Origin of the sequence: Oceanobacillus profundus (assembly GCF_003515705.1) — a bacterium.
GTDB lineage: Bacteria > Bacillota > Bacilli > Bacillales > Amphibacillaceae > Oceanobacillus > Oceanobacillus profundus.
Window position 1 is genome coordinate 24,246 of record NZ_QWEH01000016.1, and the last position, 15,417, is coordinate 39,662.

Annotated in this window: 13 protein-coding genes; all 13 read left to right on the plus strand. The window is 39.8% G+C overall.

Features of this window, described 5'->3' with window-relative positions:
• Positions 1 to 84 precede the first annotated feature (84 nt).
• The 13 genes from D1B32_RS18460 (at position 85) to fabG (ending at position 14,609) form a co-directional block, all read left to right on the plus strand.
• Positions 85 to 3,342, plus strand: coding sequence for an AfsR/SARP family transcriptional regulator (locus D1B32_RS18460; protein ID WP_095312563.1), 3,258 nt, complete (start codon positions 85 to 87; stop codon positions 3,340 to 3,342).
• 159 nt (positions 3,343 to 3,501) lie between these two features.
• A complete protein-coding gene (locus D1B32_RS18465; RefSeq protein WP_095312566.1) occupies positions 3,502 to 4,101 on the plus strand; it encodes a TetR/AcrR family transcriptional regulator in 600 nt (199 codons plus the stop codon).
• A 5-nt stretch (positions 4,102 to 4,106) separates the two neighbouring features.
• Positions 4,107 to 5,600 (plus strand): AMP-binding protein, encoded by a 1,494-nt coding sequence (locus D1B32_RS18470; RefSeq protein WP_118890107.1) that lies wholly within the window; start codon positions 4,107 to 4,109, stop codon positions 5,598 to 5,600.
• A 32-nt stretch (positions 5,601 to 5,632) separates the two neighbouring features.
• Entirely contained in the window at positions 5,633 to 6,046 is a 414-nt protein-coding gene (locus D1B32_RS18475) for a MaoC family dehydratase (protein ID WP_095312572.1), read from the plus strand.
• The gene (locus D1B32_RS18480) at positions 6,043 to 7,050 is read left to right on the plus strand and encodes a 3-oxoacyl-ACP synthase (RefSeq protein WP_095312575.1); all 1,008 of its coding nucleotides are present in this window, start codon (positions 6,043 to 6,045) and stop codon (positions 7,048 to 7,050) included. Before D1B32_RS18475 ends, D1B32_RS18480 begins: the two co-directional genes overlap by 4 nt.
• 99 nt (positions 7,051 to 7,149) lie before the next feature.
• Complete coding sequence (locus D1B32_RS18485; protein ID WP_187393178.1) at positions 7,150 to 8,355, plus strand: substrate-binding domain-containing protein; 1,206 nt, start codon at positions 7,150 to 7,152, stop codon at positions 8,353 to 8,355.
• A gap of 222 nt (positions 8,356 to 8,577) precedes the next feature.
• Positions 8,578 to 9,330: an ABC transporter ATP-binding protein gene (locus D1B32_RS18490; protein ID WP_095312578.1), complete on the plus strand. Its 753-nt coding sequence runs from the start codon at positions 8,578 to 8,580 to the stop codon at positions 9,328 to 9,330.
• Positions 9,330 to 10,037 carry an ABC transporter ATP-binding protein gene (locus tag D1B32_RS18495; protein ID WP_095312582.1) on the plus strand — a complete coding sequence of 236 codons (708 nt, stop codon included), beginning with the start codon at positions 9,330 to 9,332 and terminating at the stop codon, positions 10,035 to 10,037. The genes D1B32_RS18490 and D1B32_RS18495 overlap by 1 nt, the downstream gene beginning before the upstream one ends.
• A gap of 11 nt (positions 10,038 to 10,048) precedes the next feature.
• On the plus strand, positions 10,049 to 10,909 hold the full coding sequence (locus D1B32_RS18500; protein ID WP_095312585.1) for a branched-chain amino acid ABC transporter permease: 861 nt from the start codon (positions 10,049 to 10,051) through the stop codon (positions 10,907 to 10,909).
• A gap of 7 nt (positions 10,910 to 10,916) precedes the next feature.
• Complete coding sequence (locus tag D1B32_RS18505; RefSeq protein WP_392391123.1) at positions 10,917 to 11,933, plus strand: branched-chain amino acid ABC transporter permease; 1,017 nt, start codon at positions 10,917 to 10,919, stop codon at positions 11,931 to 11,933.
• Position 11,934: 1 nt separating this feature from the next.
• Positions 11,935 to 12,942, plus strand: coding sequence for a 3-oxoacyl-ACP synthase (locus D1B32_RS18510; protein ID WP_118890108.1), 1,008 nt, complete (start codon positions 11,935 to 11,937; stop codon positions 12,940 to 12,942).
• 11 nt (positions 12,943 to 12,953) lie between these two features.
• Positions 12,954 to 13,865 carry an intracellular short-chain-length polyhydroxyalkanoate depolymerase gene (gene phaZ / locus D1B32_RS18515; protein WP_240033842.1) on the plus strand — a complete coding sequence of 304 codons (912 nt, stop codon included), beginning with the start codon at positions 12,954 to 12,956 and terminating at the stop codon, positions 13,863 to 13,865.
• Positions 13,866 to 14,609, plus strand: a complete 744-nt coding sequence (fabG, locus tag D1B32_RS18520) for a 3-oxoacyl-ACP reductase FabG (protein ID WP_118890110.1) — start codon at positions 13,866 to 13,868, stop codon at positions 14,607 to 14,609.
• Positions 14,610 to 15,417: the final 808 nt, after the last annotated feature.

The following is a 15,417-nucleotide window of genomic DNA, read 5'->3' on the forward strand; positions in this document are numbered from 1 at the left end:
TCTTGAAATATAAATCAATTTATAGGTAAACAATGGTATGATAAAATAATAGAATATAAAAATAATTTGGAAAGGAGGATGAAAATGAGACATATACCAATTGTTCATAGCCAGCTTTCACCACCGCCAATACGTGACCGATTTGTACAGCGCAGTCATTTGAATAAAAAGCTCATGCAGATACCGAACTACCCGTTAACATTATTGTATGCTGGAGCTGGATATGGCAAAAGCACGGCATTATCTCTCTTTACCAAAAATAGAAATGCAGCTGTCTGTTGGTATTCCATTTCCAAAAATGATGATGATCTCTTTCCATTTCTAACAAAACTCATTAGCTCTATTCGGCAATGCCATCCGCGGTTTGGCAACTCCATCGAAAAGGAATTAATGCGGCTGGATAATTATATGAATACGGAAGAAATTTATTCACTCGCAACGTTCTTTATCAATGAAGTAATTCAGCTTGATGAAGAAATTCTGATAATCTTAGATGATTTTCACCTTGTGATGAATTCGAGTGAAATTGAAAATATGCTCTTATATGTAGTCGAATATATACCATCAAATTTGCATATGATTGTCTCGAGCCGGAAAAAACCACGTTGGAATATTCTGCCCAAATTAAGGGGACAAGGGGAATTACTAGAGCTAACGCATTTTGACTTTGTTTTGTCGCCTGCTGAAATGTCCTATATTTTAGAGGAAATATACAAGACTGATGTTTTGGAGGAAGAGGTAGCGCAAATTTATCGCGCTACAGAAGGGTGGGCAATCGCATTCAATATGTTAGCCCAACAAATTGCTGAAAATACGTCCATAACTGCGATTTTACAAAATAAAAAGAAATCATTAAAGGACTTGTTTGCTTATTTGGCCTCGGAAGTATTGTCCAAACAGTCGTTAATTACACAGCAGTTTCTCATGCAGTCCAGTATATTTCATGTTTTATCACCTGAGATTTGTGATCACGTCCTTGAAATTCAAGGATCAGAAGAAATTCTAGTTGGACTCGTAGAACAGAATTTGTTTATTGAAGAAGGGGAAGGAAATGTCTATCGTTATCATGCATTGTTTCAAGCTTTTTTAGAAAACTTATTTATGCGTAAATATGAAAACGAATTCAACCTTTTGCATAAACGGGCAGCTAGCTACTATAAGCAAGTAGAGGACTTGGAATCTGCACTATATCACTATAAAAAGATAAATGAATCACAAGCAATTGCTGTCTTATTAAATGAGCATGGCCGTACAATGCTCCAATCTGGTAGATTGCAAGCTTTATATGATTTACTAGTTGAACTTCCTGACAATTATAAAGGGCAGTATCCACTGCTTTATTTTTATCAAGGGGAAATTGAGCGGTACAGATCATTATATGATCAAGCAGAGCACAACTATAATGCGATAAGTGATGCAATCACAAAAGGTGATAAAGCAAAAGACTATATTATGAGTCTTGCTTTAGAGGGAAAGGCACGTATCTATTTGGACACGATTCAGCCGGACCGGGCAGAGCATTTTGTAAATCAGGCCATTCAATTGCGTGAAAAAGCCTCCGCATCAAAGGAAGAGATGGCACGGCTATATGTATTAATGGCTGAGAATTTATTGAATGCCGGTCAAGCAGTAAAGGCAGAGGTTTGGTATGATCGTGCAAAGCGTCTAAACCTGCCGTTGGAAGAGAGTGAAAGTAATTTACAAGCGAGAATATATTTGAGGACAGGAAGGCTTGCACAAGCGAAGGAGATTTTAATTGCACGTAAACAGCAAAATGCAGGAAGTGAGAAAGAGCATTTGCCACAATCGCATCGAGAAACGGATTTAATTTTATCGATTATTGAAGCTTTTATGGGCAATGAAAAAGCAAGTAAACAATTAGCATCAGATAGCATTCAATTAGGGTTGGCGATTAAATCACCTTTTGTAGAAGCATGTGGCTGGATGCGATTAGGACATGCAGTTCAATTAATCAATCAATATAATCACAAATTAGCAATTCAATGCTACCAAACTTCCCTTGATATAATGGAGAAGATTAATGTATCTCGGGGCAAGGCAGAGCCATATATGGGGCTTTCTATTCTTTATGGGAAGCAGCAAGCATACAGCCTCGCGATGGATAATGCAAAACGAGGATTGCTGGAAACAGAGAAGGTAAATGACCGCTGGCTAAGTGCATTAATTAAGCTAGGAATTGCGATTACAGAAGTGTATCGGATGAATTACGATCAAGCAGTAAAAGCGATTGAAAAAGTAAGAACAGATATGATTGCTTGTGGTGATCGATATGTTATGATGGTTACCTCCTTTTGGTCAGCGTACATCGCATTTGAAAAGGGAGAGGCGGATGGATTTAAAGAAGAAATGATTGCGTTTCTTACAGCGGTTCAAGCTGAAGCATACGACTTTTTTCTGAAAAGAAGAACGACCTTTGGTCCGCTTGATATGCAAAACATGGCACCGATGCTGCTCAAAGCAAAGCAATTAGATATCGAATCTACCATTGTTACACGCATGCTGTCTGATCTTGGACTTGATAAAACTGTTAAAAATCATCCTGGCTATACGTTAGTAATTCAAACGTTAGGTCAATTCAAGCTATGGCTAGGTACAAAGCAAATTGAGTCAAACGATTGGCAACGTGGGAAGTCGAAGGAGTTATTTGAGCTTTTTATAACTAATCGAAATATAAAATTACAAAGAGAAGAGATTTTCCAAAGTCTCTGGCCAGACCAAGATGAAAAAACAGCAACTAAAAACTTTAAAGTAACCCTTAATGCTCTCTTAAAAGTACTAGAGCCACATCGAAAAGCAAGAGAGGATTCCTTCTTTATTATACGAGAAGGCAGCTCCTACGGGATTAATCCTGATGCGGTCTATGAATTAGATACGATCACGTTTGAAGCGCTTATCTTAAAGGGATTAGAAGAAAGTAATCCAAAGCACGCAGCAGAGTTATTAGAAAAAGGGTTAATGGTATATCAAGGTGATTACTTAAAAGACCTTCGATTTATTAGCTGGTGTACCACTGAAAGAGAACGCTTGCGTCAGTTGTTTTTACGTGGTGCAGAAAGGCTAGCGCAGCATTCGGTTCGATTACTAGACTTCCATCGGTGTATAGAATGGTGTGAGAAAATCCTAAGCTTGGACTCCACGTGGGAGGAAGCATATCGCCTAATGATGTATTGCTATTATCAAAATAATAACCGTCCTCAAGCGATTCGATGGTATGAGAAATGCTGTAATGTGCTGCAAGTGGAATTAGGTATCGAGCCAATGCAACAAACAGAAGAAATATATGATTTGATTATGGAATCAGAGGAATTAGACAAATATTGAGGAAGTTCTAAAGTATGTTATATCGAATGAACATCAAGCATCCGATTTCTTGGATGCTTGATTTTTTAAATGAATTTAGTAACTTTTAATATTTAAAATAAAATACACTTGCTAATTTTTAGATAATTATTTATAATCAAAAACTGAGGGGTGATTCATATGTCAGAAATTAAAGCGACACAATTAACTAAAAAGGGAATAAAAACAAGGCAAAAAATATTAGCAACGGCAGAGCAAATCTTTGGTGAAAAAGGATACTTTGAAACATCGATTGCTGAGATCACTGTACGAACAGGGGTAGCACAAGGGACGTTCTACAATTATTTTCCAACGAAAAAGGCGATATTTGATGAGCTGATTTATCAATTAAGTTCGGATTTCCGTTATGCGATTAAAAAGAATATGGATGAGGCTGACACATTTGAAGAAAAACAACGTGCGGGGTATTTTGCCTTTTTTAAATGGGTAATGAACCATCGTAATTTATATAGCATTATACAGCAATCCGTATTAGTTGATAACGAGCTTTATCGATGGTATTACGAAAAAATAGCCGATGGATTTATCAGAGCCATTGAGACAGCGGTTGATAGTGGAGATTGTAAACCGTTAAATCCAGAAACCGTGGCATATTGTTTAATGGGGATTGGACAATTTATTGGAATGCGCTGGGTGCTTTGGGAGGATAAGCTCGTACCAGAGGATGTATTTGATGAAGCAATGGAAATAATCTTTCATGGAATACGTGGCAGGGGGTAGACGAAATGGAGTCAATTGCTAATTGGATTCATAAGCGAGGATTAATCACGCCGAATCGCACCGCATTAATAAGTGAACATAATCAATATACCTACAAATCCCTTTCTACTAAAGTCAAATCGATGGCTGGTTTATTGCAAAACAAGTATCAGCTGGAAAAAGGAGATCGGGTCGCAATTCTTTCGCACAACCGGGAAGAATATATTATTTCTTATTTCGCAATAGCGCAGCTTGGTCTAATTGCAGTTCCTTTAAATATCCGTTTACGAGCTACTGAAATAGCTTTTCAATTAACGGATAGTGGCACAAAAATGATTCTCTTTGAAACAGAGACAGAAGCATTACTTGAGGAAATAAAAGACTTGTTCGTTTTTGAAAACGCTTACTCGTTTGATGAGAGAATAGCAGATACCGAAGAAACAGTAGTGACAGTGGAAGTAGACGCGAGTGTGGATCCGTTTATTATTTGTTACACATCGGGAACAACTGGAAGGCCAAAGGGAGCTGTATTAACACAGGGAAACATGTTTTGGAATGCGGTAAATAATCAATATGCAATAGATATTACTTCAACAGATATTGTTCATGTGCTGCTTCCATTGTTCCATATCGGAGGAATTGGTTTATTTGCTTTTCCAACATTACTTGCAGGTGGATCCATCGTTATTCCCGGTAAATTCAATGCAGAGCTGGCGATTCGTTCCATTGAAACCCATCGTGTAACGATCGTTATGGGAGTCCCTACAATTCATGATGCAATTAGAAAGCATGCCTTATTTGATACAGCCGACTTTTCATCCGTGAGATGGTTTTATAGTGGAGGAGCCCCTTGTTCAGAAGAGATTATCCGCTCATTTATTGATCGTGGTCTTCCGTTTGGCCAAGGAATGGGGATGACAGAAACTGCTCCAACCATCTTTATGTTGTCTAAGGAGGATTACAAGCGAAAGATAGGATCCATTGGAAGGCCAGTCATGTTTTGTGAGATTGCTCTCGTAGATGAAATGGGTCAACCAGTTGATACTGACGAAGTTGGCGAACTGATTATTAAAGGACCAAATGTGATGAAAGAGTATTGGGGGTTGCCTGATAAAACAAAAGAAGCAATACGTGATGGGTGGTTCTATTCAGGTGATTTAATGCGTCAGGATGCGGAAGGCTTTATTTATGTGGCTGGAAGAAAAAAAGATATGATCATTTCTGGCGGGGAAAATATTTATCCATTGCAAGTGGAACAAACCATTTATGAGCTTCAAGCAATCCATGAATGTGCTGTAATTGGGATGGCTGATGATAAATGGGGAGAGGTACCGATTGCATTTATCTCATTAAACGATGGGAAAACCATAAGTAAGACAGAAATTATGGCACACTGCAGAGCGAACTTAGCAACTTATAAAGTACCGAAAGACATTCGGATTATCGAAGAATTACCGAAAAATGCGACTGGAAAAATAGATAAGGGAAAACTTACTCCTTTATTCAATTTCCCAATTTAAATTTATCAAACTAGCCTAAAGGGGGAATTACATTGGATTTTGCAGTTGGTGATGCAGCAGCTTTTTCAAGGACAATAACAGAAACAGATTTTACTATTTTTGCAGGTTTAAGTGGAGACTATAATCCGATACATGTGGATAAGGAGTATGCAAGGGAGACATTTTTTGGAGAACGAATTAGTCATGGGCTACTAACTGCAAGCTTCCTATCGAGATTATTAGGAATGCATTTGCCAGGTCCTGGATCTGTGTATGTATCACAAACCTTAACCTTTAAAAAGCCTGTCTATATTGGCGATACGATTACAGCTAGAGCAGAGGTCATCAAGGTAGAAGATGAAAAAAGGCTGCTAACGTTGGCCACGACCTGTTTAAATCAACATGGAGAAATCGTATTGGATGGCGAAGGGGTTATGAAACTACCAAAAAAGGAGCGTAATCGATGATTGGCATACAAGCAACCAGTATTTATGAACCAGAATTGAAAGAAACTGCAGTAGATTTAGCAGTTAAAACTGGGATACCAGAGCAGGTTATTGTGGAGAAGTTTGGTCTTTATGAAAAACGAATTGCTCCGGATCATTTGCATGCATCCGATTTGGCAATTGCAGCAGGTAAGAAAATTTTAAGGCATATCGATCCGAAAGCAATTGATGTTGTGATTTATTTTGGTAGCCCCTACAAGGACTATCCAATTTGGACAGCGTCCTCTAAAGCACAATATGAGCTTGGAACAACTAGTGCATATGCCTTTGAAATGATGAATGTAAGCTCTTGTTTTCCAATCGCAGTCAAAGTGGCGAAAGACATGATTCGTTCCGATGAAAGTGTTAACCATATTTTACTCGTTGGCGGATCAAAAGAGTCCATGACAATCAATTACGAGAACCCTCGTTCACGGTTTATGTTTAATTTTGCGGATGGTGGGACCGCTGCATTAGTATCGAGAAATGCGACAAAAAGTGAGATTCTTGCTTCATCGATTATCACGGATGGTTCGTTTAGCGGTGATGTACTTGTTCCAGGAGGAGGGTCTGTCCAGCCTGTTAGTACGGAAGTGGTAGAGAAGAAACTACACTTTCTTGATGTACCCGACCCACTAGGAATGAAAGAGAGGCTTGATCCGGTCTCCATACCGAACTTTACGCGTGTGATCAAACAAGCGGTAGAAAGGAGTGGAGTAAGACTAGATGATTTGAAAATGCTCTTTCCATTGCATACAAAGAAATCCATGTTCCGTGAGATGCTTGAAGGAGTTGGCTTAAAGGAGGATCAAGCTGTTTACTTAACACATCACGGACATATGTCTGCACTTGATCCATGCTATGGGCTTCATCTGGCAGAACGAAACGGATTATTGAAGAACGGGGATATCGCTGTTATTGTTTCCGCCGGAACTGGCTATACGTGGGCTGCTACTGCGATTCGTTGGTTTGGGATGGCTGTGTAAAAGACGTAGGTTTACGCAATGCACTGTAACTTCCTTGTAACTTGAAAATTTTATGATGATTGTAGGTAAAACGATTCTATTCAAAGGGGGCAAAAAGTAATGATAGCTAGGAGATTTGGAGTTGTTTTGATTGCAGTGTTGATCATTGGTGTACTAGCAGCTTGTGGAGATAGTGAAGGGGCATCTAGTGAAACAAAGGATACAGTCAAGGTTGGTGTACTTATTTCAGCAACTGGGGCATTAGAAACATACGGTGGCATGACAGAAAGAGGATTTAAATTAGGAATGGAATATGCTACAGACGGAACGATGGAAGTTGCAGGCAAGAAAATCGAATATATTTTTGAAGATACAGAGACAGACCCGACGATTGCACGGCAAAAGGCATTGAAGCTACTGGAAGATGATGAGGTAGATTTTCTTGTTGGATCATCAAGCTCAGGCGATACGCTAGCTGTAACACCATTAGCAGAAGAATACGAAAAAATCATGATTGTTGAACCAGCTGCAGCTGATAGTATTACAGGCTCTGAGTACAATGATTACGTATTCCGTACGGCAAGAAATTCCTCACAGGATGCCATTGCAGCCGCTGCAGCAGTAGCGGGTGAAGGAGTTAAAATAGCAACGCTTGCACCAGATTACTCCTTTGGTCATGATGGGGCAAAAGCATTTATCGAAGCTGCAGAGGAATTAGGGGCAGAGCTTGTTCATGAGGAATATGCCGATCAAGCAGCAACCGATTTTACAGCGAATATCCAAAAAATAATTGAAAAGAAACCAGATTATCTTTTCGTTGTGTGGTCGGGAGCAAATACGCCATGGAATCAAATTGTAGATATGCGTGTGGAAGAGCAAGGAATTAAAGTAACGACAGGTGTTGCCGATAATGCAACATTGCCATCTATGAAGCCTTTAGTAGGGATGGAAGGTTTTACGCTTTATTATCATACATTACCGGATAATGAAGTGAATGACTGGTTAGTTGAAGAGCATAAAAAACAATATGATGGTGAAGCACCAGATCTATTTACAGCTGGAGGTATGAGTTCAGCTCTCGCAATTGTGGAAGCGCTTAAGCAAACGGATGGTGATACAGACGGTGCAACATTAATTGAAGCGATGGAAGGAATGAGCTTTGAAACACCAAAAGGAACAATGACATTCCGTCCAGAAGACCATCAAGCATTGCAGGAAATGTATTCGGTAACATTAGAAGAAAGTGATGAATTTGATTATCCAGTTCCAGTATTAAAACGTGTTCTAACACCGGAAGAAACAGCACCACCAATTATGAATGAGTAGTTGTAAAACGCGTTACAGGCAAGATAAATTGCTAGAGTATTATACAGAAAATAGGACAAATCTTTCATATCCTTACCTAAAGGGATTTGTCTAAGGATAAGAATGTATAAAATTAGGCGCAATCATGCTGATTTATCATAATTTACCACGTCTGGCTCCAGCGCCCTAAATGGGCGCTCCTTGAGCCTTTGTAATACATCATGCTGTAGGGGAGGAAGGAAATTGGCAGCAATTTTGGAAACAAAGGATTTATCGATAGCATTCGGTGGGCATGTAGCAGTAGATCGTGTTTCTGTACAAATTACCGAGAAAAAGTTCACCTCGATTATCGGGCCTAATGGTGCAGGAAAAACCACCTTTTTTAACCTGCTTAGCGGACAGCTCTCACCCACAAATGGTTCCATCTATTTTAAAAATCATGACATAACAAAGCTTTCTACAACTGAACGTACACGTATGGGAATTGGAAGGTCGTTTCAGATTACGAATGTTTTTCCAAAACTAACCGTCTTAGAAAATGTCCGTTTAGCGGTTCAATCACAAGCGAAGGTTCGATATCATATGCTTTCTCATTATTTACATTATAAGAAATTTGAAGAACGGGCCTATGAGCTACTGGAAGTTGTCTTTTTGAAGGATAAGGCAAAATCGATTGCAGTTAATTTGGCACATGGAGAAAAACGAAAGCTTGAGATTGCTATGTTACTAGCCTTAGATACAGAGATTATGCTGCTGGATGAGCCAACGGCAGGTATGTCCTTAGAGGAAGTCCCGGCAATCATCGATGTAATTAATAAAATTAAACAACAAGGAGAACAGACAATCGTCCTCATCGAGCACAAAATGGATATGATTATGGGATTATCAGATGAAGTGCTCGTTCTATACCACGGAGAATTAATTGCGCAAGGTTCACCACATGAAATTGTGGAGAATGAAACGGTTCAATCCGCCTATTTAGGAGGTGGTGTCTAATGGAGAGCTTACTCGAACTAAAACAAGTCGAAGCATTTATTCAGCATTATCATATTTTACATGATATCTCTTTTGAAGTTCCAAAGAGTGAGGTTACTGTTCTATTAGGAAGAAATGGTGCTGGGAAAACAACCACATTGCGTACGATTATGGGATTAAATCAAGTATCTAAAGGGACGGTGCGATTTAAAGGAGAGGAAATTTCAAATCGATCCACACATCAAATTGCAAAAAGAGGTATTGGTTACGTACCGGAGGATCAAGGGATTTTTAATGGCCTGACCGTAGGAGAGAATATGCGCGTAGCGATGAAAAAAGAAGACGAAGAAACAACAAAACGGATGGAATGGGTGCTTGAACTGTTTCCGGATTTGAAGAAGTTTTGGAAGAAAGAAGGCGGCCAATTAAGTGGCGGGCAAAAACAAATGCTTGCTATCTCCAGGGCATATGTCAATAGAAATGATCTATTACTGATTGATGAGCCGAGTAAGGGACTCGCACCAATCATCGTTGATAAGGTGACTGAGTCGATTCAGCAAATGAAGGAGCAAACGACAATTGTTTTAGTGGAACAAAACTTTATGATGGCAAGTAATATCGGCGATCATTTTTATATTATTGATGATGGCGCTACGGTCCACCACGGGAAAATGGAAGAATTGAAGGAAGACAAGATAACAATGAAAAAATACCTTGGTATTGCATAGGAGGGATTGGAATGGATTTATTAATAAGCTTAGTAATCAATGGGCTTGCGACGGGCATGCTAATATTCCTCCTTGCAGCCGGATTAACACTTATATTTGGTTTAATGAGCGTGCTGAATTTTGCTCATGGTGGCTTATTTATCTGGGGTGCTTATACAGGTGTTTGGGTTTTTCAAATGAGTAACAGCTTTATCTTAGGAATTATTGCTGCAATCAGTATAGGATTGCTTCTGGGACTCGTAACGGAGAGACTGATTGTTAGGCCAGTATACGGAAATCATATTCAGCAGATATTGATTACCCTCGGATTTATGCTTGTGTTGCAAGAGTTAATTAAAGTGGTGTTTGGACCAGATCAAAAAGCAGTTTTTCCACCGGATATTCTTGCAGGAAGCTTTATTGTTGGTGACATTGTCTTAATTAAGTATCGACTGTTTATTATTGCAATCGGCATACTGATCTTTGTTATTTCAACCATTATCTTAAAAAAATCACGAATTGGATTAATTGTACGAGCAGGTGTTATGGATAAGGAAATGATTCAGTCGCTTGGGATCAATATTAAGCTCGTATTTATGCTTGTCTTTATGGTTGGAGCTGGGCTTGCAGGATTAAGTGGCGTGCTTCATTCCGTGTATTCTGGTGTTATTTATGCAGAAATGGGATTGGAATTCTCCATTCTCGCATTTATCGTTGTTGTTATCGGTGGGATGGGCAGCTTCTCTGGCTCTTTATTTGCGGCTATATTAGTTGGCTTAGCGCAGGCTTTTATGGCTTATTATGTACCAGCACTTTCCTTGGCAGTGAACATGTTATTAATGACAATTGTACTCATTTTCAGACCACAAGGCTTGTTTCAGGTGAAGGGGTGAGGACGAAGTGAATTTACGTAATGTAGATAAAAGTACCTGGATTTATTTAATTGCTAGTTTGTTATTGTTTATGGTGCCATTTATTCTTACGGGCAGAAGCATGCAATTTATTTTTATCCAAATATTTATTTTTGCGATCTTTGCCATGAGTTATGATATTTTGCTAGGATTTACTGGGATTATTTCATTTGGGCATGTGATGTTTTTCGGAATAGGAGCGTATTCAACGGCAATTACAATGAGTAAGTTTGATTCAACAATAGGTTCTTTTCTTTTTGGGGTCGTTATAGCGGTGATTCTCGCAGCCTTTGTAAGTTTTATCGTCGGTGTTTTAACATTAAGGCTGAAGAGCCACTTTTATGCGATGCTCACATTGGCTCTTGCCGGGTTATTCTTAGTTGCCGCTGAAAAATGGCGCACCTTAACAGGAGGAAATGATGGATTTACATTTAGACTTCCAGAGATATTCCGTGATTCACAAAGTATGTATATGTTCTGCTTGCTATCTCTGATTTTAATATTTTTTGGGCTTAGACGATTTACGAAATCTCCATTTGGTAGAGTATTAATGGCCATCCGTGAAAATGAAAACCGTACAGAATCATTAGGCTATAAAATAGTTCATTATAAAGTGATTGCCAGTGTTGTAGCAGGGGTAGTAGCTAGCTTTGCAGGTGTTTTATATGCACTTTCGCTTCGTTTTGTAAATACGGGTGTATTTGCGACCGACCTTACGATTGATGTCCTCTTGATGACGATTATTGGTGGTGTTGGGACATTAGTTGGACCGATACTGGGTGCCGGTTTAGTTGAATTTGCGCATCATTGGTTATCTGGTTTAGCAGATGTACACTGGATATTCGAGCGTTGGATTATCCTGTATGGAACTGTCTATATTCTAGTTGTTATTTTCTTTCCGCTTGGCATTGTTGGGACCATTCAATCGAGGTTTTCAAATCGTCCATTAAAAGGGTTACGCGATAATCGAAAAGCAAATGAAAATAAGGGGAGGAGGGCTTCGTGATATGCAAATAGGAATTTTAAGTACGGGTGTCTATATTCCGGAAAAAAGAATAACATCAGGTGAAATAGCAAAGCGGGCAGGACTTCCACTAGAGGTTGTCGAACATAAAATGGGGATAAAAGAAAAGCCGATCCCAGGTGAAGCTGATCATACGGTGGAAATGGGGGTTCGTGCAGCGAGAATTGCAATCCAAAAAGCTGGAATTGATCCGAAGACCGTTGACCTTGTCATCTATATTGGGGAAGAATATAAAGAATACCCCGTTTGGACAGCCGGAATTAAGCTGCAATATGAGATTGGTGCGAGTAATGCATGGGCTTTTGATACAGCATTGCGATGCGGAACGACGGTAATGGCATTAAAAGTTGCTAAAGATATGATGATTGCTGATGATAGTATTCAAACCGTACTGCTCGCAGGAGGCTACCGAAACGGAGATCTGATAAACTATGAGAATCCCAACACAAGGTTTATGTTTAATTTAGGTGCGGGTGGTGGAGCAATCATCCTGCAAAAAGGCGATGTGAAAAACGAGTTGCTTGGCACGCACATGATTACAGATGGGGCATTTTCCGAAGACGTGATTGTTCCAGCCGGTGGAACAAAAACCCCAATAACAAAAGAATCATTAGAGGAAGGTCTCCATCAATTTGATGTGCCAGATCCACTTGGAATGAAGCAACGATTAGAAGAAAAATCAATGGTTAATTTTATCGCATGTATCGAGAAAGCATTGCATAAAAGCGGCTATCGTAAAGAAGACATTGACTATGTTGCGATGCTTCATATGAAGCGTTCTGCACATACATATGTCTTAGATCAACTTGAAGTTTCACTGGACAAATCGATTTATTTGGAAAACTACGGTCATATTGGCCAGATGGATCAGATCATTTCATTAGAGCTTGCTGAACAACAGGGAAAGCTTAAAGATGGATCTATTGTTGTCTTTGTGTCTGCAGGAATTGGCTATGCATGGGGTGCAACGATTTTAAAATGGGGAAATTAGAGGTGAGTAAAATGATTGATGTGAAAAAGGTTTTACTAGCAAACGGTGAGGAGATTGCTTACCAGGAAAGAGCCGGTGGTGAGGATGTTGTTATACTTGTTCATGGGAATATGACATCTTCGGTCCATTGGGATGTGGTGATCGATAATTTAGCATCTCATTATAAGGTGTATGCCATTGATCAACGAGGATTCGGAAAGTCCAGCTATCATCAACCGATAACAGAGATTAAAGATTTTGCGGATGATCTGAAGCTTTTTGTAGATGAATTGCAATTGAGAGATTTTGCACTTGTAGGCTGGTCACTTGGTGGAACGGTTTGTCAGCAATTCTGTGCCGATTATCCAGGTTACTGCAATCGTTTGTTTTTGCTAGCTTCAGGTTCATCCAGGGGTTATGCTTACTATCCAATTGGAGAAGACGGGCTTCCAGATACAATCAACCGCCTTCGTACGATAGAAGAAGTGCGGGAGAGTGATAAGGCGAAAATTGTACAAACAGCGTATGATACGTTGAATTACGATTTTCTAAGGCAAATGTGGGATATGGTTATCTACATTGACAACAAGCCTGATCCGGAACGCTATCAGAAATATTTAGAGGATATGACAACGCAACGCAATTTAGCAGAATGCTATCAAGCATTAAACCTATTTAATATTAGTGATGTTCATAACGGTCTTATTGCTGGTACGAATCAAGTAAAGGATATTGATATCCCTGTCATGATCGCATGGGGTGAAACAGATATGGTTGTAACAAAGGATATGACAGATGAATTAATTGCGGATTTTGGTGACAAAGCAGTGCATAGGGAGTTAAAGAAATGTGGACATTCTCCTTTAATTGATGATCTTGATCAATTATTAGACGCAATGGAAACGTTCTTCGTTGGATCGACTACGAATAAAGGGGTTTTATAGATGGGGAGACTTGAGGGGAAGGTTGCAATTATAACCGGGTCCGCAAATGGAATCGGACTGGAGGCTGTCAGGGTGTTCGCAAGTGAAGGGGCAAAGGTTGTACTTGCAGATTTTGACCATGAAGTTGGTGAGAAACGTGAGCAGGAGTTAGCTGCTGAAGGGATAGAATGTAAGTTTATTCCAGTGAACGTATCAGATGCGGATAGTGTGAATTCAATGACTGAACGTGCCAAAAGCGAATTTGGAAAAATTGATATTTTGGTTAATAATGCCGGAATAACAAGAGATGCTATGCTTTCAAAAATGTCAGTAGAACAGTTCCAGGAAGTAATTGAGGTGAATTTAACTGGTGTTTTTAACTGTACGAAGGCAGTTCTTCCAGCGATGATAGAGCAGGGTAAAGGAAAAATTATTAGTACGTCCTCGGTATCTGGCGCATATGGCAATGTTGGACAAACAAATTATGCCGCAGCAAAGGCTGGTATTATTGGGATGACAAAGACGTGGGCAAAAGAGCTTGGTCGCAAAGGGATTAACGTGAATGCTGTCGTTCCAGGCTTTACAGAAACAAGCATGGTGGAGGCAGTTCCAGACAAAGTCATTGAGCAAATGAAAGCCCAAATTCCACAACAGCGCCTAGGAAGACCAAGAGATATTGCGAATGCATATCTGTTTCTTGCATCAGACGAATCAGATTATGTAAACGGGCATGCATTACATGTTGATGGAGGAATTATGATGTAATTGAATACAGGTGATTTACAGTCTGATGGGCTGGTAAATCACCTGTTTTTACTTGGGTTTGTAATTCTTGCTCCCTTTATACTAAACGTACTTCATCTTGATCAGTTACTGAATGATCTAGCTTATGCCCCAAATGAGTTACCAACTGGCCAAGAAATCCGTGGTTTTGGGCGCTTATGCCCTCAATGAGTTACCAACTGGCCAAGAAATCCGTGGTTTTGGGCGCTTATGTCCTCAATGAGTTACCAACTGGCCAAGAAATCCGTGATTTCGGGCGCTTATGACCTTAATGAGTTACCGAATGGCCAAGAAATCCGTGGTTTTGGGCGCTTATGCCCTCAATGAGTTACCAACTGGCCAAGAAATCCGTGGTTTTGGGCGCTTATGCCCTCAATGAGTTACCAACTGGCCAAGAAATCCGTGATTTCGGGCGCTTATGCCCTCAATGAGTTACCAAATGACCAAGAAATCCGTGGTTTTGGGCGCTTATGCCCTCAATGAGTTACCAAATGACCAAGAAATCCGTGGTTTTGGGCGCTTATGCCCTCAATGAGTTACCAACTGGCTAAGAAATCCGTGATTTCGGGCGCTTATGACCTTAATGAGTTACCGAATGGCCGAGAAATCCGTGGTTTTGGGCGCTTATGCCCTCAATGAGTTACCAAATGATCTAAATATCCCTCCGTTCGGTAACTCAACGCCCTAAGAGTTATCAAACACGCTAGTGAAGTACCGAGTCCCAGGTGTAACTCCCCTGTAACTAGATCGATTTATACTGAACGTAATTACTTAGTTGGGCAAGGGGTGG

Bases quoted from the DNA above. Each gene is read 5' to 3' on its own strand.
- D1B32_RS18460 (WP_095312563.1), top strand. From the start codon at position 85: ATGAGACATATACCAATTGTTCATAGCCAGCTTTCACCACCGCCAATA.
- D1B32_RS18465 (WP_095312566.1), top strand. From the start codon at position 3,502: ATGTCAGAAATTAAAGCGACACAATTAACTAAAAAGGGAATAAAAACA.
- D1B32_RS18470 (WP_118890107.1), top strand. From the start codon at position 4,107: ATGGAGTCAATTGCTAATTGGATTCATAAGCGAGGATTAATCACGCCG.
- D1B32_RS18480 (WP_095312575.1), top strand. From the start codon at position 6,043: ATGATTGGCATACAAGCAACCAGTATTTATGAACCAGAATTGAAAGAA.
- D1B32_RS18485 (WP_187393178.1), top strand. From the start codon at position 7,150: ATGATAGCTAGGAGATTTGGAGTTGTTTTGATTGCAGTGTTGATCATT.
- D1B32_RS18495 (WP_095312582.1), top strand. From the start codon at position 9,330: ATGGAGAGCTTACTCGAACTAAAACAAGTCGAAGCATTTATTCAGCAT.
- D1B32_RS18500 (WP_095312585.1), top strand. From the start codon at position 10,049: ATGGATTTATTAATAAGCTTAGTAATCAATGGGCTTGCGACGGGCATG.
- D1B32_RS18510 (WP_118890108.1), top strand. From the start codon at position 11,935: ATGCAAATAGGAATTTTAAGTACGGGTGTCTATATTCCGGAAAAAAGA.
- phaZ (WP_240033842.1), top strand. From the start codon at position 12,954: ATGATTGATGTGAAAAAGGTTTTACTAGCAAACGGTGAGGAGATTGCT.
- fabG (WP_118890110.1), top strand. From the start codon at position 13,866: ATGGGGAGACTTGAGGGGAAGGTTGCAATTATAACCGGGTCCGCAAAT.